The organism is Aestuariivita sp. (assembly GCF_021404545.1).
In the GTDB taxonomy this organism is placed as follows: domain Bacteria; phylum Pseudomonadota; class Alphaproteobacteria; order Rhodobacterales; family Rhodobacteraceae; genus Aestuariivita.
On record NZ_JAAWWD010000026.1, the window covers coordinates 1 to 10,858 of the forward strand.

The 10,858-nt window shown below is 60.9% G+C and carries 4 protein-coding genes and 3 pseudogenes; 6 read left to right on the top strand and 1 reads right to left on the bottom strand.

The genetic code is table 11. The features are described from left to right. Positions 1-195: hypothetical protein (locus tag HEP69_RS08925; protein ID WP_290558181.1), on the top strand; the 195-nt coding region annotated here is incomplete at its 5' end. Positions 196-673: 478 nt separating this feature from the next. Here the strand turns inward: HEP69_RS08925 and HEP69_RS08930 are convergent. After that, a complete protein-coding gene (locus tag HEP69_RS08930; RefSeq protein WP_290558182.1) occupies positions 674-2,881 on the bottom strand; it encodes a cyclic nucleotide-binding and patatin-like phospholipase domain-containing protein in 2,208 nt (735 codons plus the stop codon). 241 nt (positions 2,882-3,122) lie between these two features. On the opposite strand from HEP69_RS08930, the pseudogene HEP69_RS08935 reads away from it, so the two are divergent. From HEP69_RS08935 to HEP69_RS08955, 5 genes and pseudogenes are all read left to right on the top strand, one after another. Next, positions 3,123-3,227: pseudogene (locus HEP69_RS08935) on the top strand (IS1 family transposase); the annotation flags it as partial. A gap of 121 nt (positions 3,228-3,348) precedes the next feature. Then, positions 3,349-9,315 carry an AMP-binding protein gene (locus HEP69_RS08940; protein WP_290558183.1) on the top strand — a complete coding sequence of 1,989 codons (5,967 nt, stop codon included), beginning with the start codon at positions 3,349-3,351 and terminating at the stop codon, positions 9,313-9,315. 44 nt (positions 9,316-9,359) lie between these two features. Then, positions 9,360-10,202: a class I SAM-dependent methyltransferase gene (locus tag HEP69_RS08945; protein ID WP_290558184.1), complete on the top strand. Its 843-nt coding sequence runs from the start codon at positions 9,360-9,362 to the stop codon at positions 10,200-10,202. Positions 10,203-10,463: 261 nt separating this feature from the next. After that, a pseudogene (locus tag HEP69_RS08950) lies at positions 10,464-10,676 on the top strand (DDE-type integrase/transposase/recombinase); the annotation flags it as partial. A gap of 73 nt (positions 10,677-10,749) precedes the next feature. Beyond that, positions 10,750-10,858 (top strand): annotated as a pseudogene (locus tag HEP69_RS08955) (IS110 family transposase); the annotation flags it as partial.

The window sequence follows — 10,858 nt, forward strand, 5'->3', positions numbered from 1 at the left end:
CAATGGGTCCTGACCCTAGGCGCCGATTCTTGGCCAATAGGAAGTAACGCAACAGAACCGCTCAATGCGACCGCGGCAGCCCTTTCAATCACTATCATGACGCCGCACGTCGTGGCGAGAATCGGCTCGACGATGATGCAGAACGCGACATCCAAACCTGGACATCACCGCTGGAACTCGCTCGCCTCCTGCTGATGCGCCGGGTACCCTGGCCAGTCCCGCGCGACGCTGAACTCTGGCGCTAGAGGGTTCTCGGCGCCGTTGTCCCAGACCTCGATGTCGTCATCGCCAGCAAGCGATCATTCCCGCCCTCGCCGAAGCAGCCAATCCTGCCGCTCCACATCCGACCGGCACTTCTGGCTGGCGTTACAATCGTGGAGCGCGCCGACCCGGAAATGCTCAGGATGCTGCAAGGATATACCTTCGGGCACAACAAAAAGCCGGTTCATCGAAGCCACTGACCATCTGATCAACCTGGCTTTCGGACTGCCAAGCCCCCGTCAGATGCAGTTAATTTGAGACTGGCAGCACTCTCAATGTCAGATCAAGTGCAGAACCAGTCAATAACAACCTCAATCCTACACTTAAGTGCCAAGTGACAGCGTGTCTCATGTCCCGCAATGTTGCTGAAGACCTCAAATGGTGAATTTCGCCCCTCGTGCTGAAAACCCAGTCAACCCGCAGGTTCGGCATCGGAGTTTTTCCGGGGGAACTGCAGGGTTTGTTCAATTTGCCCCATGTTCTCCATCGCACAACGATACCCGACATCCGCGATCGTGGCAGCGCGGCTGTATCCCATCAGAGAAAATTCCTGCACAGGCGGTTCAAGGATCAAATCCGCATGGCCCCGTACACGTTCACGATGGGCCATGCCGCCGATGGTCCCCGCGCGGTGCAGGATATCGGTAATCCCCGGCAACGGCGCACCGGACGAAAGGCCCAGCCGTTGCGCAAGGACACGCCAGGGGGAAAGAGTTTGCAGATCCGCCCCAACCGACATGTCATCGCGCGGATTTACATCTATGCCCAGCACCACGCCCTGTTGCATCCTGGCCCGCATCACATCCACTGGAAAATTGTTCAAGATCGCACCATCAACCAGCAACCGCCCGTCGTGCAGGAACGGCGGCGCGATGCCCGCAGGAGAGTTGCTGGCAAGAACGGCCTGCCAGATCGGCCCGTGATCAATCGTCGTGACAGTGGCGGAACTGAGGTTGCAGGACACCGCGAAGAAATCGCGCCAAAGCGTTTCAATCGGGGTATCGCCCACAAGCCGGTGGATCGTCGACCGCAGCCTGTGCCCTCCGACAAGGGAAACGACCGGAACCGTGGGGCGTTCCCCGCTCATGCCCAGGGCGCGAGTATCTTCGAGGATCTGATCAAGCGGCCTTTCCAAAGCAACCTGCGCGCCCAGCAACGCACCCATACTGTTGCCACCGATCAAATCGACGGGGAGTCGCGCCTCTTGCAGGGCGCGCAGAACACCGATCTGCGCAAAGCCGCGCGCGCCGCCGCCGCCCAGAACCAGACCGACCGCGTGACCGGTCAACAGCCGCACCATCCGGGCCACATCATCGGCCTGCGTCCTGCGAATGTTGAACCGTTGCAGGTTTTGCGCCCATTGTGGCACAGCGTAAGAGCGTACGCCGGAACCGGGCCGGTCTGGCAAAAGCTCGATCAGGGCTTGATTAATCATCGCCGCCGCACCGCGCCCGTGCAGCAGCGGCGCAATCCAATGGGCAGGGGTGGTGATATCCTCATTGGCAACCAAAAGGATGTTATCGACAGCCCGCAGGCAAAATCGGCTCCAGCCGGTATCTTTGGGCTCGGCCTCGAAAACCACAAAGTCGACGCCTTCGGAAAACCTCTCCAGGTGTTGAATCCGCTCGAACGGGTCGTCCTGACCGGCGTCATCATTGTCGGCAATGTGCTGTGCCTGAATAACCCGCACAGAGCCGAATACCGAAAACGCATCCCGCAAAGCCCGGGTCAGCCAGCCGATATCGACACCCGGCGTAAGCGGCACGACTGAAAAGGTATTCGCCAGATGGCTTGTGGCGCGGGGCTTTACCGGTGACATATGATCAAAAACCAGCTTGGAGGCGACCTGTGTCATCACGACCGGGCTCAACTGGACAACGCGCTCCCAGATCGCACGGTCCACCACCGCCACAACCGTATCGCGCGCGGCAACCACATCGGCACTGCGCGGCTGATTGAGGATCAGGCCAATCTCTCCGACGCTGGCACCCTGAATGTAATTCCCATAGAACTGCCGGTTGCCGTCAGCTGTTTCGACCGAAACACGCAACATGCCGCTGATCACGATCAACCCGAAATGCGCGTCCTCTCCCTTGCGCATCACCATCGACCCGCCGGGATGAAGTCGCAGACGCATCGTGCACATCAGTTCTTTGCGCACCTCGTCACCAACCGACTTCAGCGTTGATCCCAGTTTCAGCGCCTCGCTGATAAGCGTTTGCTGACGGGCGATCTGCGCAAAGACCGGATGATGCATGAACGCCTTGGGATCTGCTGCAATCGCGCGGCGCACCGCAACGAAATCCAGGCGCAAGACCCGGCACGCCCCCTTGGCTTTGATCCCGACCGGCCAGGTCTTGTTCTCAAAGAGGCTGGGATCGCCAAGGAAACTCGGTGCCATGCCAAAGGGGCGATCCGCCGTTGCATTGGTAAATTCGACGTCACCCTCCAGCAGGACAAGCGGGCAATCCAGCGCCGCCCCCTGCTCAACCACTGTCGCGCCATCGACGAATGACAGCTCGGTGGCATCATCCAGCATCTTGCGGAGGGTTTCGGATCCGATCCGGTCGAAATCCGGCCCTTTGAGTACCGCAGAAAGGTGCGAAACCTCTGTCGTCATGAAGCGCTCCTGACATGCCGCAAGGACGCCCCTGACAGCGCCTTCGAAAGGTTTACCTTTTTAAGCGCTGCCTGTAAGGGCAAGTGGCAACCTCCGGTCCCAATCCTGCTCGCCGGAACACCCGCCCCACAATCCGAAAATCGCTGCAGGACCATGTTGCCCAGAGCGACGAGTTTGCATGACTGGATCAAAAATGAAAACGGGTTTTCACAGTTTCGGCTGCCATGGACACCCTTGGGTTATGCGGGGCTTCACCCGTCTGACCAATGCTTTCTCAAAGAAGGCAGAGACCGACCCCGGCGCACTCGCCCTGCATTTCATGCAATTGAACTATTGCTGTATCCACAAGGCGCCGCGCCGAAGAAACGTGGCGCCTCCAAGCCAATTGTGGAAAAAGATGATTCAAACTGACCTACTACCGCCCGATTTGTGAATTATCTGGATAAAAATACGGCGCACCAGGACTCATGAAAATCGACCCACAGCACAGCCTGCATCCTGGTGCATTCTCAAATGCAACGACACCAAGCGAAGTGTTCGAGAATTGGCACCGCGTCGCGCCAGAAGCCCCTGCATTGACAGTCGAAGCGTCGTCCGGCGACGCGGTGACCGAACTTGACCACGCGGCTCTCGGACGGCGCGTGTCAGCGCTGGCCGCGCAGCTAGAGCAGTGGAGCGCACCCGGTGAACGTGTGGTGTTGCCGTTCGAAAATACCGCCGGATTTGTCGTGGCGTATTTCGCCTGCCTGCGCGCGGGCCTGATCGCGGTTCCGGCCCCGCTGAAGGGCGAGGGCGCACGGCTGAGCAGCATCATGCGCAACTGCGCGCCCAGCCTGATCTTGTGCGACCCGGATGCACGCGGCGCCCTGCCGCTGGACCCGGATGATGGGTTGGCCAACGTCACAATACGCACGCTCGACGAGGTTACCAGCGACGACGCCAAACCATCGCGCCCCTACCCCTCTGCCGACGCGATTGCGACATTGCAATATACGTCGGGCTCGACCTCGGAACCCAAGGGCGTGTGCCTCACCCACGCCAATATCATCAGCAACTGGCGCAACATGACCGATGCGCTGCAAACCGGGCCGCAGACTGTGACCGTCTCGTGGTTGCCGCTGTTTCACGATATGGGTCTCTTTGGCGGGATGGTACAGACGTTGATGGGCGGCGGACGCGTTGTGCTGTTGCCGCGCTCCACATCTCTGCGCAATCCTCTGCGCTGGATCGAAGCGATTTCGCGCCATCAGGCCACCCATAGCGGCGCGCCGGATTTCGCGTTTGCGGCCTGTACTGCCGCTCTGGAGCGGCAAGCCAGACCGCCTGATCTGGACCTCAGCGCATGGCGCGTGGCCTGGAGCGGGGCCGAGCCTGTCCGGCCCGGGACGCTGACTGGCTTTGCGGCGGCTTTCGCGCGTTTCGGTTTCCGCGCCGAGGCGTATAACCCCGCCTATGGCATGGCCGAGGCGACGCTGATCGTGACCACCAACACATCGCATGGCCTCGTTCCGATCAAACGCTTCTTGCATGGTCTTGATAACGTGATGGTGCCAGCGCCTCCGGATGCAAGCGGCGGCACAGCGATCGTTTCGAACGGGTCGGTCGTAGCGGACACCCAACTTCGCATCGTTGCCCCGGACACAGATGATGTGCTGCCCGACGGACATGTTGGCGAAGTCTGCATTGCGGGACCGCAAGTCGCGGCGCGGTACTGGGATCGGCCGTTGCCAGTGGTCGCTCTGACCGAGGCGGGCGAGAAGCCGACGCATTTTATGCGCAGCGGTGATCTGGGTTTTCTGTCGGACGGCGAATTGTACCTGACGGGTCGCCATAAGGACGTGATTATCCGTCACGGACGCAACATCCATCCCGAAGATATCGAGTTTTACGCAACCGCAGCCTCGCCCAAAATCCAGCCCGGCTATGTCGCCGCATTCACCACCTGGGGTGCCACCAACACCGGAGACCCCGACATCGTGCTGGCCATCGGTCAGCGTCGGCAGGTTGATCGCCAGACCGCCGACGAGATCATTGCGCATGTCCGCCAGACGATCTCCAAGGCTCTGGACGTGATCATCGACCGGGTGATCCTTGTTCCAAGATCGGACGTTGCCCGAACCTCCAGCGGCAAGATCCGGCGGCACGAAATGCGGGAAAAGTATCTTTCGGGCGCATTGACGTGCCTCAACGAAAGCAGAGCGGATGAAGCGCCTGTGGCGGTGTCCGCAGACCCGCAGCGCACCGGCGATGTGATCATGTCGGACCTGCTGCACGAGGTGCGCGCCCTTGCAGGCGCGCCCGAACATCTCCGCGCCCCGATTGATTTTGACGCACCGCTTTATGCGCAGGGGTTTGATTCCCTGCAGCTGTTGCAGCTTTCCGGCTTGATCGAAGAGCGAACCGGCACGACCCCGCCCGACACGCTGCTGGCCGAGCGGACCCCGCGCGACATTGCCGACTGGATCCACACGCAGGAACCTGTCGACAAGCGATCCTGGGTCCGCGATGCGCAACAACAGCCATGGCCCGCGCAATTGCGCATGACCCGAGAACAGGCCGCCCTGTATTTCGCTGACGAGGGAAAATGGCGTGCCGTTGCTCTGATGCCGCTGGTCTTGTCCTCCGGGCCTGACGATCGCAGCCGTTTGGCCAGTGTGATCGACCGGCTTGTCGCGCGACATCCACATCTGAGCATGCGGGCCGTGTCCCGGGCCGCGGGGCCGGTTTTCATTGCACCGCCCAAGCCGCTTACCAGCAATGATGTTCTGGATTGGCTGGACCCCCTCTCGGACGGGGCCGGAACGCAGAAGCCGGCAGGGCCTGACGCGTTGGAACGCGCACTTTGGCTGCGGGCGCGAGCGCCTCTCGACCTCGGCAATGGCCCTGGGTTGCGACTGGTTGTCGGGCCTGATTGCGGCGGCGCCAGAGCGCTTGTGTTAGCCGTCCACCATTTGATCTGCGACGGCAGGTCCCTTGAGCTGTTGACCCGCGAACTGGCAACACTGTGGAGCGGCGGCGCACTTGATGCCGTAAACCACAACCCGTTTGCCTTGCTGGAAACCGAAGAAGCCGACCTGAGTGGTTCAAGTTTTCTCGACGCCCTGCAGCGTCGCGTTGAGACACTCAAAGGGCTGCCATCGCAGATCGACCCACCTTGGCCCAGACCAGCGCAGGACCAGGTCATCGACACGGGCATCGACACGGGCCTGCCCGCGATCCGATTTCAGCTACCACAGCAAATCTCGAACCGTGTTGCGCGGCTTGCCCAGGCACAAGGTGTCGGGCTGCCGGCAGTCTACTTGGCGGCATGGCACGCCGCCCTGATGCGGCTGGGCGTGCCGCAGGCACCCTGCATCACCGTGGCGCAAGCGCTGCGCGACAGCACCCGGCCAGGCACAGGTCCCAGTTACGCGGTGCGCCCGACCCCGGTCTGTCTGGGGGACACAAGCGAAGACCGGGACGTCGACCGGCACACGCTGCTGCACCGCGCTCAGAACCGGCTGACGGACGCGCGTGCAAGCGAACCTGCGCCCTATCCGCTGGTCATCGATTCCCTCGATGTGCCGCGCGACGGTCCTTACGCGCCGTTCATGCAATTCCACTTCGGACATCTGCGCCAGGCCACGCCACCCCATCCAGGCCTGAGCCAGGCCCTTGACGCGGCCAAGCGCAGCAAGACACCGCAAACCTTCCTTTTGCCGCAGATGGAGCACTCCGGCCTCGCTAACCTGCAAATAGTTGAAAGCAAATCTGCGATTTGCGCCGTGCTGATTTTTGATCCGCAACACGTGCACCGCGCCACGGCCTCCAGCCTGCAGGACACGTTTCTAGCCGCGCTTGACCACATTCTGAATGCCCCTGCGGACACGCCATTTTGCGATATTGATCTGCCCTCGCCCGCTGTTCGCGTCGGCCCGCCACCGCAGCTGCCCCCGGATTTTGAACCGATCCACGTCCGCGCGCGGCGCATCGCAACGGGGACACCGGATGCCGCAGCCGTGATTGAGCCCGCATTCACAGCCACCAACGCGCACCTTTGGCGAAAGGTAGACGATATCGCCGCAGCGCTTGGCGATCATCGCGGCGTTGTGGCTGTCATTTTGCCCCGCGGGTTTGACCTGCTGGCCGCGCAACTCGCGGTTTTGCAGGTCGGATCCATCTGCTTGCCCATCGACATGGAAACCCCCGAAGAACGTATGGGTGAAATGCTTGAAGACGCGGCACCAGTCGCGATCTTGACAAACGCGAAAGGATGCACCCGGCTTTCCCATGCGCCGCGCATTCTGGATGTCTGCGCTCTGCGCTCTCAAGACACTATGGCGCCCCTACCCACCATAACAGAGGGGGATGCCGCCTATCTGCTGTATACGTCCGGTTCGACCGGCAGACCCAAAGGCGTGATCTTTGGGCACAGCGCGTTGCGCATGCGGATCAGCGCCTTGTGCGATCAGATGAATATGCGGCAAGGCGACCGGATGCTGGGCTATATCTCACCCGGATTTGACCCGTCGGTACAGGAACTGATGATGGCGGCGCATAGTGGCGCGACGCTGGTCGTCGTGCCTCAGGACGGCCCTTTCGATCCCGAAGCCGCCGCTTCGATCCTGGCGCGCGAAAAGGTCACCCATCTCACGGGTCTGCCCTCGACCCTGCGGGCCATCGCAGAGCAGCCACAGTTTGCCAATTGCACCGACCTGATTGCAATCAGCTGCGGCGGCGAAGCTCTTGGGGCCGGTTTGCGAGCGCTGCTGACCAAGGGCAAATCCGTCCGCTTGCTCAACGTCTATGGCCCGACCGAGACGATCATCTGCGCAACAACGCGTGACGTCACGGATGTACCCGCGCCTGAGGTTGTCGCTGTCGGTTTCCCCTTGCCCGCCACAACCAGTGCGGTCGTTGATGACCGGGGACATCCGGTGGCGATTGGTGTTATCGGCGAAATCGCGATCAGCGGTCCGACATGTGGTGACCGCTATCTGAACCGCCCCGAGCAAAACGCCCGCAGTTTTCGCCAACTGACCCTTTCGAATGGCAACGCCGAAACCGCGTATCTGACCGGTGACATGGGCTGGATGGACCACAATGGGCTGTTGTGGATCGTCGGGCGACGAGACAACCAGCTCAAGATCAGCGGTCAGCGCATTGAACCCGAAGAGATCGCGCAGCGACTGATGGCCATTGACGGCATTGCCGAGGCCTATGTGCGGGCGGTTCAATCCGAAACGCAGATCCGGCTGGTGGCCTATCTGGTCGCCGAGCCGACGGCGCCGGACCCAGAAAACCTGCGCGCCATTCTGGCCAAGGGGCTGAGCGCCCCTCTTGTCCCCCGCGACTTTGTATTCCTGCCGCAGTTCCCGCTGACTATTAACGGTAAAGTTGACGGTCGTGCCTTGCCCTTGCCAGACACCGGATTGGCGGCCGACAAGACATGGGTCGGCGATCCGCTTGATCACCGTTTGCACCAGCTTTGGTGCGAAACGCTGAGGCTGAACACGATCGAACCCGATGCCAGCTTTTTCGACCTGGGCGGACATTCGCTGCTTGCCTTCAAGTTGGTTGCCCGGATCGAACGTGAATTCAATCAGACATTGCCCGCAAACACCCTGTATCGCGCCCCTACGATCCGAAGGATGGCCGAGATTCTTCGGCGTGGCAGGGCATCCGCCTTCAACGCGGAATCGCAATCGAACGGCACCGGTCTGACCCGGCTGCGCGACGGAGGCGTTCTTGCGCCCTTGGTGTTGGTATCGCCGGGATCAAGCGGCGATCTGGCCCTGACGGACTTCGCGCGGAATTTCACACCGGGGCGGGCGATTTTTCTGCTGTCCGGAGGGCGCGACGCCCGGGCAGAGACGATGCAACGCCTTGCACAGAACCATCTTGAGACACTCGCGCAAGGCGGCCTGAACGGACCGATCCATATCGCAGGCTATTCCATCGCAGGCTGGACGGCGTTCGCGCTGGCCGAACAAGCACAGGCCGCAGGCGTCGAGGTCACCAGCCTGGCATTGATAGACCCGCCTGGCAGTGCAGGCATTCGCACGGGCCGCAGAGCTTTCGCAGTTCTGCGCCGCATACCCGGGCTTGCAGCGGTGCTAGGGCGACATTCAGCGACCGGCACTCTGCTTTGGCTGGCCCAGGATGACCGAATACAGGCACAATTGACCCTTGTCTCGCGCTACACACCCGACCGCGCTCCCGATCGATTGTCTGTGGCATTGACCGGCCTCGGCCGACCCCTCAGGGCAGCCTTCTGGCGGCGCATCGCGGCGAACGTCACAATAGCCGCGCTGCCCGGCAGTCACAGCTCAATCGTCGCGGGCCCACAGGCGGACACGCTGGTCAAATGGTTGGAACAGATCATGCAGCAGGCCGAAGGCCCGAAATCATGGTCTCCTGACCCCGAGCAATCAACAGAAAGTCAAAGCCCATGAAGGAAAATGAAGCCAGCGCAACCGCATACGCGGTCATGCAAGGCTTGCTGCATATCGGCAGAGCCAATACGTATCCCGGTCTCGTCTCGGCCGAGACCATGGAAACGGGCACGAAAATCCTGTCGGCATCACCAGAAGGCCGCCGCCGCATCGCACAATTATCAAGCCCCCTGATGAAAGCGGCCGTACCGCTTATCGAATGGGCAACCTTGCCGGGCTTGACGCTGCATTATGCGCTGCGCAAACGCTATATCGAGGCAGCGGTGCGGGCGGCGATGGCAGAGGGGGTGACACAGGTCGTCAACCTTGGGGCGGGATTCGACACGTTGGCGTGGCGTCTCCATCTGGCCCACCCCGAGGTCAACTTTATCGAAATCGATCATCCCGCGACCAGTGGCGTCAAAGCCCCCGCGCTGCGTCAAATCGGGACTATGGGGGACAACCTGCACCTGCTTGAGGTCGACTTCACCACGCAAACCCTCGCTGACCGGCTTGGCGGTCTGAGCGGTTTCAAGGCCGACCGGCCAACCATGTTTGTTTGTGAAGGCGTGATCACGTATCTGACCCGGGACGAGGCAGGCGTGTTGTTGCAGACCCTCAATGACCTCTGCGCGGTGCCGCCGCGTCTGGTCTGTACCTGCGTCGTTCCCGCAGGATCGCCTGACGACAACATCGGACCATTCCTCGGCATATATCTAAAGCTGAAAGGAGAGGCGTTGAAATGGCGTATAGCACATGAAGACGTTGGCCCCTTCTTTGCCGAGCATAATTTTGACATCGATGAAATCGCATCGCCCACCGTCATCAAACCGCGCTTTATCGAGGGTCCTTTGAAAGGCACGTTGCACAGGTCTGAATATGGTGTCATCGCGAGAGGTGTGGTTTAGCACTTAAAGACAATGATTGGGAGCCTTTGATTTCAATGATTTAGCTTATCATCTAAATCTGAGACTTGGCACTTGGTTTGAGAATTGTGGCGCCGGTTTATCCTTGGAATTCTCGCCATGACCGAACCTCTGCCGGACGAGATTGACGACGCCCTCTGGGATGAAGCCTGTCGCCGAGCAGCTGCGATCCGTCAGGTCCTGATGCGCGGTTCTGGCCAGTCTACTGCAGCAGCTGTTGCCGATCTTGCTTTCGAACCGGAGCTCAGTCAATACACAAGGGAGGCGCTCATGATCCGCGTGGATCGCAAACTCAACTCGACGGATGTGCTCGATGCACTGACAGACCGGTTCATCCTGCGCGGACCGCCCGAGTACATACGATCCGACAATGGTCCTGAATCTGTCGCCCAGAAAGGGCGGGACTGGATCGCCGCCGTCGGTGCCAAGACGGCGTTCATAGAGCCGGCAAGCCCCTCTTGATGGGGTGGACGCCCCCTCACGGCATCGCTGTGCCAAGGTCGCGGTTTTGAAACTTGCTACGAGGAGGAAGACGCGCAATCTTTTGACGGGACAACGGACCCAGACAATCAATGCATTACGAGGGCATTTGGCGGGGCACGGGATTGCGCCTCCCAAGGGCCCTACGCACTTGCCCG

What these genes read in the sequence shown, in the direction of transcription:
- HEP69_RS08930 (WP_290558182.1), bottom strand. Translation starts at nt 2,881, where the DNA reads ATGACGACAGAGGTTTCGCACCTTTCTGCGGTACTCAAAGGGCCGGAT.
- HEP69_RS08940 (WP_290558183.1), top strand. Translation starts at nt 3,349, where the DNA reads ATGAAAATCGACCCACAGCACAGCCTGCATCCTGGTGCATTCTCAAAT.